This window comes from Aquimarina ulvae, from assembly GCF_053613295.3.
The window spans coordinates 141,110-161,326 of sequence record NZ_JBSIBP030000007.1 but is presented as its reverse complement, the minus strand read 5'-3'; the positions used below and the strand labels follow the sequence as shown (position 1 = coordinate 161,326).

General features: G+C 35.7%; 12 protein-coding genes. 8 read left to right on the top strand and 4 right to left on the bottom strand.

The genetic code is table 11. The features are described 5' to 3' along the window. Positions 1-138: 138 nt before the first annotated feature. The 3 genes from ACWGOQ_RS16140 (at position 139) to ACWGOQ_RS16130 (ending at position 2,764) form a co-directional block, all read left to right on the top strand. A complete protein-coding gene (locus ACWGOQ_RS16140; protein WP_452059178.1) occupies positions 139-612 on the top strand; it encodes an RNA methyltransferase in 474 nt (157 codons plus the stop codon). Between the two features lie 148 nt (positions 613-760). Beyond that, positions 761-2,113 (top strand): alanine/glycine:cation symporter family protein, encoded by a 1,353-nt coding sequence (locus ACWGOQ_RS16135; protein ID WP_452059177.1) that lies wholly within the window; start codon positions 761-763, stop codon positions 2,111-2,113. A gap of 117 nt (positions 2,114-2,230) precedes the next feature. Then, on the top strand, positions 2,231-2,764 hold the full coding sequence (locus tag ACWGOQ_RS16130) for a hypothetical protein (RefSeq protein WP_452059176.1): 534 nt from the start codon (positions 2,231-2,233) through the stop codon (positions 2,762-2,764). A gap of 109 nt (positions 2,765-2,873) precedes the next feature. Here the strand turns inward: ACWGOQ_RS16130 and ACWGOQ_RS16125 are convergent, their stop codons facing one another. After that, positions 2,874-4,835, bottom strand: a complete 1,962-nt coding sequence (locus tag ACWGOQ_RS16125; protein ID WP_452059175.1) for an OmpA family protein — start codon at positions 4,833-4,835, stop codon at positions 2,874-2,876. A 290-nt stretch (positions 4,836-5,125) separates the two neighbouring features. Between ACWGOQ_RS16125 and era the strand changes: the two genes are divergently transcribed. The 4 genes from era to der all read left to right on the top strand — a co-directional run bounded on the left by era (position 5,126) and on the right by der (position 14,360). Beyond that, positions 5,126-6,007, top strand: a complete 882-nt coding sequence (gene era, locus ACWGOQ_RS16120) for a GTPase Era (RefSeq protein ID WP_452059174.1) — start codon at positions 5,126-5,128, stop codon at positions 6,005-6,007. A 406-nt stretch (positions 6,008-6,413) separates the two neighbouring features. Beyond that, on the top strand, positions 6,414-10,895 hold the full coding sequence (locus ACWGOQ_RS16115) for a collagen-binding domain-containing protein (protein ID WP_452059173.1): 4,482 nt from the start codon (positions 6,414-6,416) through the stop codon (positions 10,893-10,895). A gap of 205 nt (positions 10,896-11,100) precedes the next feature. Next, positions 11,101-12,624 (top strand): choice-of-anchor I family protein, encoded by a 1,524-nt coding sequence (locus tag ACWGOQ_RS16110; protein ID WP_452059172.1) that lies wholly within the window; start codon positions 11,101-11,103, stop codon positions 12,622-12,624. 428 nt (positions 12,625-13,052) lie between these two features. Next, positions 13,053-14,360, top strand: a complete 1,308-nt coding sequence (gene der / locus ACWGOQ_RS16105) for a ribosome biogenesis GTPase Der (protein WP_452059171.1) — start codon at positions 13,053-13,055, stop codon at positions 14,358-14,360. Between the two features lie 604 nt (positions 14,361-14,964). On the opposite strand, the gene ACWGOQ_RS16100 is transcribed toward der, so the two are convergent. Genes ACWGOQ_RS16100 through ACWGOQ_RS16090 form a run of 3 tightly spaced genes read right to left on the bottom strand, consistent with a single transcriptional unit; the run spans position 14,965 to position 17,398 of the window. Then, the gene (locus tag ACWGOQ_RS16100) at positions 14,965-15,294 is read right to left on the bottom strand and encodes a MerR family transcriptional regulator (RefSeq protein WP_027395257.1); all 330 of its coding nucleotides are present in this window, start codon (positions 15,292-15,294) and stop codon (positions 14,965-14,967) included. 2 nt (positions 15,295-15,296) lie between these two features. Beyond that, a complete protein-coding gene (locus ACWGOQ_RS16095; protein ID WP_452059170.1) occupies positions 15,297-16,415 on the bottom strand; it encodes a CapA family protein in 1,119 nt (372 codons plus the stop codon). Between the two features lie 5 nt (positions 16,416-16,420). Beyond that, on the bottom strand, positions 16,421-17,398 hold the full coding sequence (locus ACWGOQ_RS16090; protein ID WP_452059169.1) for a M23 family metallopeptidase: 978 nt from the start codon (positions 17,396-17,398) through the stop codon (positions 16,421-16,423). Between the two features lie 174 nt (positions 17,399-17,572). Between ACWGOQ_RS16090 and alaS the strand changes: the two genes are divergently transcribed. Next, positions 17,573-20,203 carry an alanine--tRNA ligase gene (alaS, locus tag ACWGOQ_RS16085; RefSeq protein WP_452059168.1) on the top strand — a complete coding sequence of 877 codons (2,631 nt, stop codon included), beginning with the start codon at positions 17,573-17,575 and terminating at the stop codon, positions 20,201-20,203. The last annotated feature ends 14 nt before the right edge of the window (positions 20,204-20,217 follow it).

Genomic DNA, 20,217 nt, shown 5'->3' with positions numbered 1-20,217 from the left:
GTACGAATTTATGTACTTACTTCAGTTAAAATGTATAGGTTTTAGAATTCGTTGCCATCAATTTAGAATTCGTTACCCTTATAGGTTTTCAATACCATTTTAATTGCGATTAGATCTTACTCTTCATATTTTTACAATATGATTGATAATTTTGAAAACGAGTTTTTCGGCATTGGTATTCAGAATGGAAAAACACCCGAGAATCTTGGCGTTTTATGGAGAACAGCTCAGAATATGGGAGCGAGCTACATATTTACAATTGGTAACCGGTATGCTAAACAGGCTTGTGATACGCACAATGCTGTAAAATCTATGCCTTATTTTCACTATGACACTTTTCAGATTTTTTATAACCATCTACCAAAAGGAGCTATGCTTGTGGGTGTGGAGTTAACCAAAAAGGCTGTTCCGCTAGAAACTTTTAACCACCCCAAACGATGTGTATATTTGTTAGGAGCAGAAGATCACGGCTTGTCAAAAGCAGCCATAGAAAAATCGCATTTCTTGGTTAAGTTTACTTCAGAACTCAGCGTTAACGTAGCGGTTGCAGGTAGTATTGTAATGTATGATAGAGGAATAAAAAAACCGAGATTTATCAAGGCTCTTAAGTAATATTTTTTGGGCGTGCCCTTTGGTTTCACTTCAGGTCAGGCTATCCGCGCTACACGGTAGCTTGCTCCTATCCCTCACGCAAACAACGAATACTTTCAAAATATAGAATTCTTTTTTTAACTACATTTATAGAACTCAATATAGTGTTATGATAAAAACTATCGAAGCCGCAGTTGCAGAGTTCAGTTCTTGGATATGGGATTGGCCTTTACTTATTCTGTTAATCGGTGGAGGATTGTTTTTTCTGATATATTCTCGATTTACTCCTTTTTTATACTTCAGGCATGCGATCAATATCCTTAGAGGAAAATACGATTATGAAAATGCTCTGGGACAATTAAGTCATTTTCAGGCATTGTCTTCTGCAATCGCAGCTACGGTAGGGATGGGTAATATTAGTGGGGTAGCCATAGCATTGGTTATGGGTGGTCCAGGTGCTGTTTTCTGGATGTGGATCAGCGCATTAATCGGAATGGCTACTAAATTTTATACCTGTTCTCTCTCAGTAATGTATCGATCCAAGAGTAAAGAAGGAACTATACTTAGCGGTCCGATGTACGTAATAACAGAAGGACTAGGAAAAAAATGGAAACCACTAGCTGTTTTTTTTGCTTTAGCAGGTTTGGTTGGTACATTGCCTGCCTTTACAGCAAATCAGCTTACACAGACATTAATAGATGTGCTGGACTGGAATGATAGTACTAAACTATATATTGGTTTCGCCTTAGCCGCCATCGCATCTTTTGTAATTCTTGGAGGAATTAGAAGAATTGGATTAGTGGCGAGTAAACTAGTACCTTTTATGGTTGTTTTATATTTTATCACAGTATTTACCATTCTTATTTTACAAAGTGATAAAATCCCCGATATGTTTCTCCTGATTTTTTCTGACGCCTTTACTGGAGAGGCGGCTGCCGGAGGCGCTTTAGGGTATTTGATCAAAACAGGAGTAAAACGTGCAGCTTTTTCTAACGAGGCTGGTATAGGAACTGCGCCTATGATGCATGGAACGGCCAAGACTAATGAACCGATTAGAGAAGGTCTTGTCGCTATGATTGGCCCGGCAATAGATACATTGCTGATATGTACACTAACGGCATTGGCTATTTTGTCAACTGGGGTCTGGCAGGATTCTGATGATAATGGGATTTCACTGACCTTAGAAGCCTTTAATTCAGTTTTGCCTTATGGGTTAGGAGATGGTGTTGTGATAGTTATGGTACTTGTATTTGCTTTTTCTACCTTGTTTTCCTATTCTTATTACGGAGTTACTTGTTTGGGGTTTTTAACCAAACCAAAATACGGAAAGTACTACAACTACATTTATATCATATCAATAGTTATTGCAGCTGTGATAAAAATAGATGTTGCAATTAACTTAATTGATAGCGCATTTGCATTGATGGCAATACCTACGGTGATTTCAGGATTGTTACTGGCACCTAGGGTTAATAAAAAAGCAAAAATCTACTTTGATAAAGTTAATGCTCAGAAGAAATGAAAAAGTCTCAGTAATTTCTGTGATTTGTTAGTAGTCAAATAGGTATAATAACATGTCTATGAAGAAAAATCCTAAGTTAGATTTTTTATATATTTGGGCAACCTCAAGTAAAACAAAATGAATAGGATTTTTTACGGCTTTGCGCTATTGTTATTGGTAACTACTTCTTGTGAAGAGTTAAATCGCTTGACTGTTTTTGAAATTGATTACGAATCAGAATTTACTGTTTCATCGACCACAGTTATTGATGTACCCATTAGTATAGAAACACCTCCTGTACCAACAAATTCTGAATCAGAATTTGAAAATAACAATACCAGTAGCTCTTTAATAGAAAGTATTCAGTTAAAAAGACTGCGATTAATAATTGAAAACCCTACGGATGGAGATTTTAATTTTCTTGAAGAAGTACGTCTATTTATAGATGCAGAAGGATTAGAAGAAACAGAAATAGCGTTTGCAGAAAATTTAGAAAATCAAAATCTAACCATACTCGAGTTAGAAACAACGGGAGTAGAATTAAAAGACTTTCTAAAGAAAGACTCCTTTACTCTTAGGGCATCAACTACTACTGATGAAACCATTAATGAAGACCACGATATCAAAGTGGAATGCGTTTTTAGAGTAGATGCTAATATTTTAGGATTGTAGTAAAAGGGTTAAACACGGGAACCTGATGAAATCTTCTCGTGTTTTTTTTCTTAGAACTATACAAAGAAGCTAAATGACTTTACACGGTGCACAAATAGTTTGAGTGCTTTTATTTCTGAACTATAAATTCACTTCTTCTGTTTTCCTGATGTTCCTCTTCTGTACAAGGAACCCCATTTGCACACTTGTTAATCAGTCTTCGTTCACCATAAGCTTTTCCTCGAATTCTTCGCCAATTAATCCCTCCTTTACGGATGATATAGCCTACAGTAGCTCGCATACGCTTAACACTTAGTTTTTTGTTATACCAATAACTGGATCTGCTATCGGTATGGGATCTAACTTCTAATTTTAGATTTGGATGTTGTTTTAGTACAGCGATTACTTTCTGTAAATCAGCGACTGCATCTCTTCTGATGTCATCCGTGTCCAGATCAAAGAAGATCGTGTTTAATTGAAGCGGAGTAACAATATCGTCTCCAATAGTAATAGGTTCTGAAGTAGTAGATAGCAATTCTTCTTTCTTAAATTTGATCGAAAGATTATTAATAGTTTCATATGAGGACTCAGATCTGAAAATTATATCATTAGGATTAAACCCTTCCATAGCAACTCTGATAATATATTGTGTATCACAATCTACTTCAAATCTGTAAGTTCCATCGTAGTTCGATTTTATGTTGTTTACGATAGTACCCTCTGTGGTTAATAACAAAACGTCAATATTGGGTAAGGGTTCCTTGGTTTGGCTATCCGTAACAAAGCCTTCAAGATATTCTTTGCAAGTAGTTATTAATTCTTCAGTTTGTATAAAGCTATAAATATCATCATTTCCTTTCCCACCTTTTCTATTACTGGCAAAATAACCTGTCCCGTTCTCTTCTTCTATTACAAAAGAAAAATCATCTTTGGGACTATTGATCGGTTTACCTACATTGAATACTTCATACGAATTATCTTCTTTTGGGATGGCAACAAAAACATCCAACCCACCTAATCCTACGTGACCATCACTTGCAAAATATAATCGCCCACTATCACTTATGTAAGGAAAAGTTTCTCTTGCTTCTGTGTTAATAGTATCTCCCAGGTTTCTGGGTTTTCCATAGTTTCCGCCCGGAAGAATATCTACTACGAACAGGTCAGATTTCCCTCTGGTTTCCTTCATATCACTGGCAAAATATAATTGTTTTTCATCTGGACTCAATGCCGGATGAGAAATAGAGTAATTGTCACTGTTAAAAGGTAATTCTGTGATGTCGGACCACCGTTGATTTTTTAACGTCGCTTTATATAGCTTTAATAAAACAACTCCTTTTCTGCTTTTTCCAAGTTTATTATTGGTATAATTATTTCTGGTAAAATATACAGTGCTCCCATCTTTAGTAAAACTCGTAGAAGATTCATGAAATTTTGTATTGATCTTACCTTTTAGTTTTTTTGGCTCTTCTGTTGATATAGTATCTTCTCTAAGAGCAGAAGAGAATAAATCTAAAAATGGCATCTGATTCCATTCGTGGACTTTAGAACTTTTACTTCGTGAGGAAGCAAATACAATTTCGTTTTTATGATTAAAGCTTGGAGCATAATCAGAATATTCAGAATTTATGGGCAATGTAAATAGATCATATTTGCCAGATTGCATTTCTATGAAATCAAGATAATCACGTTTATTTATAAAAGATTGAGCCCGTTTGTCATTTCCGGTAACGGCATCAAAGCGTTCCATAATTGTATCTGCATCACGATACCGCTCAGCACTTTTTAAACTTTGAGCATATCTAAATAAATACTCAGCTTTTATCTTTTCAGGAAAAGTGGTGATTAATTTTTCATACCATAGGACCGATTTTTCTTGTTCACCGGTAAAATAGTAGGAGTCCGCTAATTTTCTATATAAGTCGTAAGACGCATATCCTTGATTGGCAACATTCAGATAAATATCGCGAGCATTGATATAAGCAAGTGCCTCAAAACTTTGATCGGCTTTACTCAATTGCTTGTTTCTGTCTTGCCCAAAGCCAATAAACGAAAACAAAAGCATTGCTATCACAAATACAGTTGTACACATATGGTGTCGTGTTTTCTGATATAGCAAAAAAGTGATAGAATAATTCTTCAAAATGATCCCAGTCTTTTAATAATAATTTTGTTGTTCTCGAGGGGTTTTGAAAACATACTGGAATTAAATTTACAAAAAATTAACATAATGATCGTTTTCAAAACTATGTATTTTAATACCTAAAGTCTCGTTTTAAATAATATTTATAGTTGAATTAATGCTTGTTAAGGTGAATAATCCGTTGAAAGATTGAACAAACATGAAGAATAATCAACTAACTTTGCAACAAAATCTTAACTATGGTACATAAAGCTGGTTTTGTAAATATTATTGGAAATCCTAATGTTGGAAAATCTACACTGATGAATGCTTTTGTTGGTGAGCGACTATCTATAATTACTTCTAAAGCACAAACCACAAGACACCGAATTTTAGGAATTGTGAATGGAGACGATTTTCAGGTAATTTTGTCTGATACTCCTGGGATTATCAAGCCTGCTTATGAATTGCAGGAATCAATGATGGGGTTTGTAAAGTCAGCTTTCGAAGATGCAGATGTGCTAATTTATATGGTAGAAATTGGCGAAAAAGAGCTCAAAGATGAGGCGTTTTTTAATAAAATTACAAATGCTAAGATACCTGTTTTTTTGTTGTTAAATAAAATAGATAAGTCAAATCAAGAGCAATTAGAAGAACAAATGCAATTCTGGGCAGGAAAAGTCCCAAATGCAGAATTATATCCAATTTCAGCTTTAGAAAACTTTAATATCAAAGAAGTTTTTGGCAGAATTGTAGAGTTATTACCAGATTCACCTGCTTTTTACCCTAAAGACCAATTAACAGATAAGCCAGAACGTTTTTTTGTAAATGAAGCAATTCGCGAAAAAATTCTAATGCATTACAAAAAGGAAATTCCTTATGCTGTAGAAGTGGAGACCGAAGAGTTTTTTGAGGATGAAAAAATTATAAGAATCAGATCTGTTATTATGGTGGAACGAGATTCTCAGAAAGGGATTATAATAGGCCATAAAGGTTCAGCACTAAAAAGAGTTGGTGTGGAGGCACGAAAAGAATTAGAAAAATTCTTCGGGAAACAGATTCACATAGAATTGTATGTAAAAGTAAATAAAAACTGGCGTAATAATGAGCGCCAATTAAAACGGTTCGGATACAATCGCTAATACTCTTGATAAAGTAGATCCCAATCCAATCCTAACACCTTGATTTTTAAGATTTTTGTGAGTTTTTACCACGATATGATTTGTGGTAAAACTGTTGTTTGAAGGTAAAATGTCGCATTTGAACGTTTTTGCATAGTTTTTTATGTGTTTTTGAAGTGAATCTTATAATTTAGCATTCCTAATCTATCTAAAACGCCCTAAAATATGATATAAACATTACGCTATCTTCACATATTTTTTTTAAGCAACAGCTTAATTTTACAATCAAATAACTTCAAAAAAGAAGATTACTTAATCATAGTATACAATAACTACGTGATTTTTATTTGCTGCGCTATTTGATAAATATCCAAAATAAATTAACCAGATTGGATTTTTAAATTCAAACGAAAAAAACAACTACACAATGTCAAAATTTACTAACAAGCTTAACTCGTTAAGCCAACAGATGAAAACGACCCCTAATATGTCGTCTTTGTTTGGTTTAACATTGATCGTCATTTTTATGATGACTTCGGGATTTAATTCCGTAATCGATAAAAGAATAGGGAATTTTTATTCAGCAAATTCAGTATGCGAAAATCCACTAGCAGGCGCATTAGGATATAATGTATTTGTTAGATACAATACGATACTTAAAGGAGGTGATACTGAAGGACCTATAGCACTGGGAGGTGATCTGACAATGGACGGAATTATCACCTTGGCATCTCAAAGTGCTGGAGCTAATTTTTTTAATGGAGATGATCAAGCTTCGTCGTTGGTAGTAAACGGAAAAGTAATCTATGTCTCTGGAGAAGGAGTACATCTGAATCGGGGATACGTTAAAGTTGGTGACATGAATGGTTCATCAGTTTTTGATGTAGATAATAATAATGCTGCTGTTAATACTCGGGTGACTTCTGGGACATATGATGTAAAACCTAGAGTTCAGGTACAAAGAAAACAGATGGAGAACTCAGTTAACAATAGTGATTTAATTGATTTTGAAGCTGCTTTTACATTGTTTGAAGCTCAATCCATTGCGTATAGTAGAATCGCGCCTAATGTTGTAATAAGTAACGATCATAAAATCGTACTTGCTCAAAATACTACGAATGTTCTAAACCTTACAGGAACAGCGTTACAAAATCTTCCGTATCTAACGTTTGAAAATGCTCCTAGTAAAAACACACCATTGATTATTAATATCGATGCATCCGGTGATTTCGAATGGAATGTCCTAAATATTACAGGGATTGGAGATCAACAGGGAGCATTTATTATTTGGAATTTTCATACTAGTTCCAATATCACACTAAAAGGAGGATCTACAATTATAGGAAGCGTATTTGCTCCAAAGTCGGATGTAACTAAAGATTCTTCAGGAAATATTAATGGACAGGTTATCGCCGCTAATTATTATCATATCCAGGGAGAATTACATCAACACGTTTTTGATGCTTGTACTGATAATGAAATAAATTGTCAATTAGCTGTGGAAGCCAGTGAAGATGTTGAATTTTGTGGAGCAAGAGAAGTAACACTTACTGCAACAGTCTCTGAAGCATCAGAATGCACAGGTTGTACAGGAGAATATGAGGTAGCAAACACCAATAATTGTAGGCGGAACCAAAACTATGTGATGTGGCTAACAGATGGAAATAATCCAAGATGGTTTTCTAATATTGACTTAGAATGGAATGAACTTTCTAATGGAACAGCCACCCTAACTGGTACTATTTTTGATCATACATTGACTCAGTTGAACTACGAAGTGAATGCAGTATATTCAGGAAGAACCACTAGTACACCGGTCAATAGTCCTAAAGAACATGAATGTAATAATGAGGAAGAATCTGGATGGATTTATTATACAGAGTTGACCGGTACTGTAACCAGTGCCGATGGATCATGGTCAATTGATTTGTCTCGAAGAGGGCCTGCTTTTCAGTTAGGAAACGGAGCTAATGTAACAGAGACAGAACAAGGGAAATATGGAGCTTGTGGATGGTTTAATACTACAGATGGTCAATATAACAGAGGAGATTTTAATTTTAACCTGGGCGACTGTGTTACTACTTCAACAACTGAAGTGAGTTATCTATGGTCTACGGGAGAAACGACTCCGTCAATTACAGTAAATCAAGAAGGAACCTATACAGTAACTGTTAAGGATTGTGGAGATTGTGAGGCATCGGACTCTGTAGAAGTAATAATAAATGATATACCACAAGTAGACGCTGGCGAAGATCAGGAGGTGTGTTTAGGTGATGAGGTTACTTTGAACGCAACAATAGATGGTAATCAAAGTTGTGAAAGTTGTATTGATTACGGTATCCATAATACTGATCATTGTAATGATAATCAAAACTATGTGTTATGGCTAAATGGAGGAAGATTCTTTTCTAATGTAGATTTAGAGTGGAATGAACTTGCTGATGGAACCGCCCTGTTAAAAGGTACTGTTTTCGATTATACAGTTACTCAATCTAATTATGAAGTTGATGTGGTGTTTACCGGAAAAACAACGACGATATTAACAAATAGTCCTAAACAACATATCTGCAATGATGAGGACACCTCAGCTTGGGAGTATTATACAGAGTTTACAGGTACAATAACAAGCGAAGATGGATCTTGGTCCACAAGTGTAACGAGAAGAGGGCCTGCATTCCAGGTGGGTAATGGAGCTAATGTAACTGAGTCAGAACAAGGAAAGTTTGGTGCTTGCGGTTGGTTTGATACCAATGATAGTGAATATACCGTAGGGGATTTTAACTTTAACTTTGGAGATTGTATTACTTCAGAGACCAATAATACTTCTTTCCTATGGTCAACTGGAGAAACTACAGAAAGTATTACCGTGTCACCAGAGGAAGATACTGTATATTCAGTAACGGTAACCAATTGTAATGGATGTACTGCAACCGATGAAGTTGCAGTATCAGTTAAATCTGCAGTTGTTGATGCTGGCGATGATCAAAATATATGTTTAGGAGAAGCAGTGACAATAATGGCTACGGGAGAAGGAGAATTTACTTGGTCTACAGGAGAAACTACAGAAACAATAACAGTATCACCAACAGAAAGGACTACTTATACCGTAACGGCTACAAATGGAAGTTGCGAAGCAACAGATGCAATTACGATTGTAATCAATGATCCAATAATAGTAGATGCAGGAGAAGATCAGGGAATCTGCTTAGGCGAAGAAGTAACGCTTAGCGCACAGGCTAGTGGAATTGAAAACTGTTCAGACTGTACAGAATATGAAGTTGCAGGCACAGATTATTGTGCAGGAAACCATGATTTTGTGATTTGGATGACCAATGCCGATAGAACCGATAAAAGATGGTACGCCAATGTTGATCTGATTTGGAAAGAAAATGGAGATGGAACTGCTTCGCTGACTGGTACGGTATTAGATTATACGGTAACGAATGACACATATGAGTTGGATATTACATATGCTGGTAGAACAACTGTAGCACCAACCAATAGTCCTAAAGAACACGAATGTAATAATGAAGATGAAACGGGATGGGTATATTATCCAGAAATGATAGGTACCATAACCAAAACTGATGGTTCAGAAGTAATTATGATTACCAGAAGAGGAGAAGCTTTTCAGGTAGGAAACGGAGCCAATGTTTTCGAAACTGAAGAAGGCAAAAATGGAGCCTCGGGATGGATTGATATCGTAGATGGTTATTTTGCCTATGGTGATATCAATATCAACTTCGGTGATTGTATCACTACAGGACAAGGAGAGGCAACTTATTTGTGGTCTACAGGAGAAACTACTCAAAGTATTACGGTGTCACCAGAACAAGATACAACTTACACCGTTGCAGTAACAAATTGTACAGACTGTGTTGGTGAGGATGAAGTAACAGTGATGGTAAATTCAGTATCTGCGGATGCGGGAGAAGATCAAACGATAGCAACAGGAGAAACAGCTACGCTTATTGCCACAGGTGCAGAAATGTATCTTTGGTCTACAGGAGATTCAACTGCAACCATCCAAGTTTCTCCTACAGAAACAACAACCTATACTGTTACCGCGTCTTCAAATGGTTGTTCAACTATTGATGAAGTGACTGTTTTTGTAGAAGGCTGTACCGTGACTGCTGATGCTGGAGAGGATCTAACGATTTGCAACATAATTGATTCTACACCAGATACTATTATATATAATGAAGTCACTAAAATGGCAGATGAAGTAATATTAACTGCTAACGGAGGAGGTACATATCTTTGGTCAACAGGAGAGACTACCCAATCGATAACAGTATCTCCAACAGAGACCACTATCTATTCAGTTATTGTTACTTTAGGTAATTGTAGTGATACAGATGAAGTTATAGTAAACGTAGTAGATATAGAAGCGTATGCAGGAGAAGATCAAATCATTTGTCCAATAGAAAGTTTTACAAAATCCAGTCGGCCTGTAGTTTTGACATCTTCGGTAGCAGATTCCTATATATGGTCAACCGGAGAGACAACACGAAGTATTATAGTATCTCCCGAGGAAACTACTACGTACGAAGTAACAATATTTATCAGTAACTGTAGCGATTCAGATAAGGTAATGGTTTTTGTAGAAGATGATGATTGTGAAGATGATGAAGAAAGTTTTACAGGAACTTCTGTAAAATTATATCCTACAGTATTAAAATCAGGAGATAAACTTACAATTGATGTGATGTCTAAAAAAGAACAAAATATAATAGTGTCCTTTTACAGTTTGACAGGATCTAGTATGATGCCTGTAATCAATAATAGTGTTAAAAATGGTGAAACATCATTAACTTTTGATGTAACAACATCGTTGACATCAGGAATGTATCTGGTTAAAATACATAAAAAAGAAGGTACAGAGTATAAAAAGTTTATTATAGAATAAAACTTTTTAGCTTAATAACATATCGAAAACGGTCTGAATTTTTAGGCCGTTCTTTTAGTATATAAAGTTTTAATAATCAGAATTTTTCTTCATAATTGCCTTTTATAATACATAAAGGATTTATCCATAACTTATTGTTTTAGTAACATTAAGGATATAATCATTATTCATTTTTGGTAGCTAATTCAAATCAAATTAATTAATAATGAAAATCTTTAAAAACGCTACTATTGCCCTGATTCTGGTAAGTATGTTTATCTCTTGTAATTCTGATGATGATACCGGAGTAAATCCTGTTAACACAACAGATTTAACTTTTAAAAAAATTGGAACTTTTAGTAATGGTACGGGAGATGAAGGGTTCGCAGAGATCTCTGCATTTGATCCGTCGACAAACAAATTATTTGTCGTTAATCCTAATGACGTAGAAATATCAGTTTGGGATTTGTCTGACCCGGCAGCTCCAATACCAGGTATCGATATAGCCGTAAATGGAATACCCAACAGTGTAGCGGTTTTGAACGGAATTGTTGCCGTAGCTTTAGAAAACGCATCCAATAAACAAGCTAACGGTACAATAGCAACCTTTAGCGCCGATACCCAAGTCTTACTTAACACATATAATGCAGGTCCTCTGCCAGATATGGTAACTTTTAGCCCAGATGGAAAATATATTGTTGCAGCCAATGAAGGGGAGCCAAGTGATGATTATACAGTAGATCCAGAAGGATCCGTTACCATTGTTGATGTTGCTTCTGGACAAACTTCAAATGCAGACTTTATAGCGTTTAATGACCAAGAGATCGGTAATGCTTTTAGGGTATTCGGACCGGGAGCTACACTAGCACAAGATGTGGAACCAGAATATGTGGCTATTTCTAATGATGCTAAAACAGCCTATGTATCACTACAGGAAAATAACGGATTAGCAGTGGTAGATCTGGATACTAAAATGATAACTGCTATAGTAGGTCTTGGAGTAAAAGATCATTCGCTTACGCAAAATCAAATAGATGCCAGTAATAGGGATGATATGACTGGTAATTTTAAAAACTGGCCTGTTTTTGGGTTGTATCACCCCGATGCAATTGAATTTGTGTCTATAAATGGTACAGACTATATTATCTCTGCAAACGAAGGAGATGCCAGAGATTATGATGGTTTTTCTGAAGAAGAAAGAGTAAAGGATTTAACTTTAGATCCGACAGCGTTTCCTGATGCAGCGACTTTGCAATTGGATGAAAATCTGGGGAGATTAAAAACAACAACGGCTAATGGCGATACTGATGGAGATGGCGATTATGATAAAATATATGTGTATGGAGGAAGATCTTTTACTATCTGGAGTACCTCAGGAAGTATAATTTATGATAGTGGTGATTTTATAGGAAAGAAAACTTTTGAGTTAGAACCGTTACTTTTTAATAATGATGAGGGAGAAGTAGATGGTAGATCTGATGACAAAGGAGCAGAACCGGAAGCTGTAGAAACCTTAAAGATTGGAGATAAAACCTTACTTTTTGTAGGATTGGAAAGAACAGGCGGTACTATGGTGTTTGATATCTCAAATCCAACGAATCCTATATTTCTGGATTGGATGATAGATGCTAATGATGTTGCTCCAGAAGGACTGATCGCTGTTAAAGCAGAAGATAGCCCAACAGGTAATCCTTTAGTAATAGCTACACACGAAGTGTCGAATACAGTAGCAATTTATGAGATTAGATAATCATCCATAAAAATTTTGATGTTTTACAGTAACCAAGATATATATAATAGTTTTTATCTTTGAAATAAGTAATTATTTCACTGACTGACTATCAATTATGAAAAAGTTCAATAGGTCGATGCGCTGACCGTTGAGCTTTTTCGTTTTTAGTGACCTCACTTTTGCATACTGTTTTTGACATTCCCGGAACTCTGGCTAGATAGTATCATGCTGCATTAAATTTTCCAGAGATATACGTGCGGGTGTTTAACCAATTATAATGAAGTATCGATGCAATAAAATTAAAAACAATGTGTAGCGATCATATCTTTAAAAAGATATTGCACCTGTATAATGGATTAGAAAGGGCTTTTTAACACATAATCGGGGTTCAATAGTTTAGGTAGAATAAAAAGACTAATTTTGCACAAATTTTAGAATTCAGGATAATGAGTAATATAGTGGCAATTGTTGGGAGACCTAATGTAGGAAAATCTACTTTTTTTAACAGACTGATCCAGAGAAGAGAAGCAATCGTAGATGCGGTTAGTGGAGTTACTCGTGATCGCCACTATGGCAAAAGTGATTGGAATGGCAAGGAATTCTCCTTAATAGATACTGGTGGTTATGTTGTAGGTAGTGATGATATTTTTGAAGCAGAAATCGATAAACAAGTAGAGCTTGCCATTGACGAAGCAGATGCTATTATTTTTATGGTCGATGTAGAATCTGGAGTTACTGGTATGGATGAAGAGGTGGCTAACTTACTGCGTAAAGTAAATAAGCCTGTTTTTCTGGCCATTAATAAAGTTGATAACGGTAAGAGAGAAGCAGATGCCGTAGAGTTTTATAGTCTGGGACTTGGAGAATATTATACCATAGCCAGTATTAATGGTAGTGGTACAGGAGAACTTTTGGATGCGCTGATAGAAGCTTTGCCAGAAGAGGAGGAAGAAGATGCATCAGAATTACCTCGTTTTGCGGTAGTAGGAAGACCGAACGCGGGAAAATCATCTTTTATCAATGCATTAATAGGAGAGGATCGATATATTGTTACCGATATTGCAGGCACAACCAGAGATGCTATTGATACAAAATACAATCGTTTTGGTTTTGAATTTAATTTGGTAGATACTGCAGGAATCAGACGAAAATCTAAAGTAAAAGAAGACTTAGAGTTTTACTCTGTGATGCGATCCGTTCGGGCAATAGAGCACAGTGATGTTTGTCTATTATTATTAGACGCCACACGTGGTTTTGATGCGCAGGTACAGAACATATTCTGGTTAGCAGAGCGCAACCGTAAAGGAGTTGTAATCCTTGTTAATAAATGGGATTTAATTGAAAATAAGGAGAGTAATACCTTAAAAGATTTTGAAAAACATATCCGCAAACAGATCGAACCATTTACCGATGTACCCATTGTGTTTATTTCGGCATTGACCAAACAACGTCTTTTTAAAGCTATAGAAACGGCTGTAGATGTTTACAAAAACCGCTCTAAAAAGATCAAAACCAGCGTAATGAATGATACGATGCTGCCTATTATAGAAAGAAATCCACCACCAGCTTATAAAGGAAAGTACGTAAAAATTAAATATTGTATGCAATTGCCTACACCACAGCCGCAGTTTGCGTTTTTCTGTAACCTGCCGCAGTATATAAGAGAACCCTATAAAAGATATTTAGAAAATCAACTACGAAAAGAATTTGATTTTCACGGAGTGCCAGTGGCTGTATATTTTAGGAAGAAGTAAAAGCCATCATAATGAGAAACTAGCTTATAATGCAAATATGGTTGATTCTTTAACAACTGATTGTAAAGAGTATATAGAATCTGTAAAACAAGAAATGTAAGGAGCAAAGGGTCCTAAAAAGCATGAGTTAATGGATGAACCTAATAATTTATTTTTTATTGAAGGTGGTTTGTCACGAAAAGAGAAACAGTTTGTTAAAAGAACCGATAAGCTTACAGAAAATCCCTTTTTTTGCAGAAACTCCAGAATTAAAAACCAAAATAAATAATACTTTAAGTACCCAACAAATATATTATAGAAACGGGAATGGGAAGAGTCGGTTAGAATATAGTTTCAAGGTTTTTCGATAATTGCCAGTAGTATTACAAGACTTTTACACAGATGCAATCAGATGTTTCTTCGATCGAATCAGATATTTATGAAAATTATTTGGGGTAACAGAAGTAATTGATAGCGCTTACATTTTGTGCAACTTAGTGACGAATTAAGTTGATTGATAGCATCACGTAGTCAGAGAAATTAATAGGACATGTAATATCTATGGTTTAATCTAATGGAGGGCAGAGCGTAGTCGAATTTCGATTTTTAATATTATATAATAAGTCTATAACTGCTCTTTAATCTTTAATAACTGTCCTCGGATGGATTCTAACTTTCTGATAATATCAAAACTATCCAACGCTTCTTGTTTTTGTTCTTTAAGATGAATTTTAGCACCTTCCAGCGTAAAACCCCGTTCTTTAACAAGGTGATATATTAATTCTAGATTTTTGATGTCTTCTGGGGTAAACTTCCTGTTTCCTTTAGCATTCTTTTTTGGTTTTAGGATATCAAATTCTTTTTCCCAAAAACGTATAAGAGAAGCATTTACATCAAATGCGTCAGCTACTTCACCAATACCATAATACATTTTTTTTGGTAAGTCAACATACATAGTTAATCCTCTTTTTTTTGGGTAAAACTTCCATCTTCTTCAAAAACTAAATTACTTTCAGGAAAATCTTCTTCCGTGAGTTTTTTAATTTCTTTCAGGGCTCTTTTTTTGTCATCTACGAACGGATACACCTCATCGATTTGCTTTGCAGAATGCAGTTTTCCTTTCATAAAGTTACCATCAGGATCTATTTCTATTTCTGCAATCGGCGCATATCCTTTGATTCCCGTTAGATTAAATCTGGAATACGTACAAAAATTACCTAAACTATACGCAATAAATTTATTGTTATATACCTCAAAAGCTCTGGATACATGAGGACCATGCCCTAAAATAATATCTGCACCCGAATCGATAAGCGTATGTGCAAAAAGGTATACATTTCCCCGATCCTCACCATAAAAACGTTCTGTTTTTCTGGGTACGTGTGTATGGTCAGCTCCTTCTGCACCTCCATGAAAAGATACTATTACGATATCTGCCTGTTTTTTTAGTTCTTGTACAATACTCTTTGCCTTGGTTAAGTTATGAATTTTTACGCAATCTTTATTTGGCGCAAAGGCACAAAATCCATAGGTAACACCATCTTTTTCAAAAATGGTAGATTCCTGAGCAAAAATCCCGGCATAAGCAATGCTATGTTTTTCCAGTGTTTTAGCAGTGTTTTTAATACCAACCGCTCCAAAATCCCCAATGTGGTTATTGGCAATACTCATCACGTCAAATCCGGTTTCTTCAAGATACTTGCCAAACGATTCTGGTGATCGAAACGAATAACACTTTGATGGATCAGAACATCGCTTAGCATTTTCGCCTTCGTCTGTAAGGGTGCCTTCTAAGTTACCAAAAAGGATATCCGCCTGTTGTAAAATGTCTTGAACAGCATCAAAAGGGCCTTTGTTTTCAGGAGGCATGTAGCTTTCATTAGGGAAATTAGTAGCCATCATGATATCTCCAACGGCCATCAATTTTATACTTTTCGGTACAGAGAGTTTTTCCATTGCCAGTTTGAAATTCTCAACAATGGTTGTCATAGAGTCAACTTCTTCTTTTGAAAATTTCTGAGCTTGAATCGTATAGCTACAACCAGCTAAAATTATAAAAAGAAGTATTTTACGCATAGGTGTTAGTCTAGAGTTTCATTAATTACAGAAGATGCTTTAAGCATTTCATTAAATTCTTCAGAAGTTAAACTTCCATAATAAAAATTACGTGGGTTGATACGATCTCCATCTTTAAATATTTCATAATGAAGATGAGGGGCAACAGATCTTCCTGTACTTCCTACGTATCCAATGACATCGCCACGTTTTACCTTCTGACCTTTCTTTACATTATATTTGCTCAAATGTGCATAAAGACTCACGTAGTTAAATCCGTGGTCGATACGCACGTGTTTTCCATAACCCGTAGAGTTTGCATCTGCCCGAGTTACAGTTCCGTTTCCTGAAGCATATATAGGAGTTCCTGTTGCTGCAGAGAAATCCATTCCATAATGAAATTTTCTTGCTTTAGTAAAAGGATCGCTTCTCCATCCATATCCCGAAGCCATACGTTTTAGATCGGTATTTTGTATCGGCTGGATTGCAGGGATAGTAGAAAGTAATTCTTCCTTTTGCTCTGCTAGCTCCTTGATATCATCCAAGGATTGAGATTGAACAACGATCTGTTTGGTAAGCTTGTCAATCTGTTTTTGGCTTTCTATAATCATTTCAGAATTATCATACCCTTCATATCCTTTATACCTATTGATTCCTCCAAAACCAGCTTCCCGGATCTCTTCAGGAATTGGAGGAGCACCAAAATACAGTCGATAGATATTATCGTCCCTTTCTGCGAGTTCTGCAAGAACAGCGTGATCTTTTTTTAATTGTTTATTCATAAGTTCGTATTGAAGCTTCATGTTCTCCAATTCTCTCTTATATGCCTTTTCTTTTGGTGTTTCTAATTGAGGTATATTTAGATAAATCAACAATAATAAAAAACCAGCTAAAAAAGCACCAAGTATACCCAAAATGGCAAAGCCAAATTTGCGTCCTTTCTTTTGCTCGATTCTACGATAAGATAGCGTGTCGCTATCGTAGTAATATTTAACCTTTGACATAATCTAAAATATACTATTTTTGCAGGATATTAGCCAAAAATAGGCTTGTTTATACTTTGAGGCGAGAACAAATATAATAAAATGTCTCAAAGTCCAGAAAAAACTGACAAATATCGATAGCATATCTTTATGTAGTTGTTGATAAATAATTGATTATTAAGAAAATATAAAAAAATGAAATCCCAAGACATCAGAAACCAATTTTTAGCGTTTTTTGAATCCAAAAAACACACGATAGTGCCTTCTGCACCGATGGTGATTAAGGACGATCCCACACTGATGTTTGTCAATGCCGGGATGGTTCCTTTTAAAGAATTCTTTTTAGGCAATACGATTTCTAAAAATAAAAGAATAACCGATTCTCAAAAATGTATACGAGTAAGTGGAAAACAAAATGATTTAGAAGAAGTTGGGCTAGATACCTATCACCATACCATGTTTGAGATGTTGGGGAACTGGAGTTTTGGTGACTACTTCAAAAAAGAAGCTATTGAATGGGCCTGGGAGCTACTTACTGAGGTTTTTGGTATGGATAAAGATATCTTATACGTTTCAATTTTTGAAGGAGCTAAAGATGAAAATCTGGAGATGGATCAGGAAGCATATGATTTATGGAAGAATATCGTTCCCGAAGATCGTATTATTATGGGAAACAAGAAAGATAATTTTTGGGAAATGGGTGATCAGGGACCGTGCGGACCTTGTTCAGAAATCCATGTCGACCTTAGATCGGATGAAGAAAAAGCAAAAATACCAGGACGTGATTTGGTGAATCAGGATGATCCATTAGTAGTAGAAATCTGGAATCTTGTCTTCATGCAATTTAATCGCAAAGCAGACGGCTCTCTAGAGAAATTACCCTCACAGCATGTAGATACGGGAATGGGGTTTGAGAGGCTCTGCATGGCGTTACAAGGTGTGAAATCTAATTATGATACAGATGTGTTTACCCCTTTAATCAGGGAAATAGAAACCATTACTAATACTACTTATGATAAAGATAGCGTGCCCACTGATAAAGATGGTAAGATTAGTGTTGCAATTCGTGTAATTGCAGATCACCTAAGAGCGGTGTCGTTTTCTATAGCAGACGGTCAATTACCAAGTAATACCGGAGCCGGATACGTAATTCGAAGAATTTTGAGAAGAGCCATCCGATATGGTTTTACATTTTTAGATACCAAAGAACCTTTTATCTATAAATTAGTGGATACCTTAAGTAACCAAATGGGAGCTGCTTTTCCAGAACTAAAATCTCAAAAAAATCTAATCGTCAATGTAATTAAAGAAGAAGAACACTCCTTTTTGAGAACATTGGATCAGGGATTGGTATTATTGGATAATGTGATTAAGAAAACAAACAGCAAAGTAGTTTCAGGAAAAAAAGTGTTCGAATTATACGATACATTTGGTTTCCCCGAAGATCTTACTGCTTTGATTTTATCAGAGCAAGGATATGAGTATGACATAAAAGTTTTTAAAGCAGAATTACAAAAACAAAAAGATCGTTCTCGAGCTGCTTCTGAGGTAAAAGCAGGAGACTGGGAGATTTTGATTCCGCATGCTCACGAGGCGTTCGTAGGATATGATTATAGGTCTGCTCAAGTAAATATCTCTCGCTATCGTAAGGTTAAGAGTAAAAAAGATGGGGAGTTGTATCAGTTGGTGTTAGATAAAACACCTTTTTACCCAGAAGGAGGTGGACAAGTCGGTGACAAAGGATATCTGGAAGCATCTAACGGCGATGTGTATTATATTTTAGATACTAAAAAAGAGAATAATTTGATTATTCATTTCACAAAGAGCTTACCAGAACATGTTCAAGAAACATTTACAGCAGTGGTAGATGATAAGGCACGTGCCACATCTGCAGCAAATCACTCGGCAACACATTTATTACATCAGGCATTGCGATCTGTTTTAGGAACTCATGTAGAGCAAAAAGGTTCTATGGTGCATAGTGCAAACTTACGATTCGATTTTTCTCATTTTTCGAAAGTATCTGCCGATGAATTGCAGCAAGTTGAAGATTTTGTAAATGCAAGGATTAGAGAAGCATTACCACTAGAAGAAAAGAGAGCTGTATCTTATGACCAAGCTATTGCCGAAGGAGCTATCGCTTTGTTTGGCGAAAAATATGGAGATGCTGTTAGAGCAATTCGTTTTGGAGAGTCTATGGAGCTATGTGGTGGAATCCATGTGCAAAATACTAGTGATATATGGCATTTCAAGATTACATCCGAAAGCGCGGTTGCTGCCGGAATCCGAAGGATAGAAGCAATTACGAGCGATGCTGCAAAAGATTATTTTACCAATCAATCTGAAGCATTTTCTGAGGTAAAAGCAATTCTGAAAAATCCAAAGGATCCCATAAAAGCTATTACAGTACTCCAAGAAGAGAACGCACATCTAAAAAAACAAATAGAGGTGTTACTAAGGGATAAAGCAAAGAACTTAAAACGCGATCTTACTTCAGAATTTGAAGAAATCAATGGTGTTCAATATTTGAGCAAGAAAGTAGACTTAGATGCTTCAGGAATCAAAGATTTATCTTTTGAGCTGGGAAGAGAAATAGAAAACGCTTTTATACTCTTTGGAGCTAATCATAATGGCAAAGCGTTGTTGTCTTGCTATATTTCTAAAAACCTGGTAGAAGAAAAAGGATTAAATGCCGGTCAGGTGGTTCGCGAACTCGGAAAATATATCCAAGGTGGAGGTGGTGGACAGCCATTTTTTGCTACAGCAGGAGGAAAGAACCCTGCCGGAATTGAAGAAGCATTGAAAAAAGTAAAACAATTTTTGTAATTTAAAATTAAAGT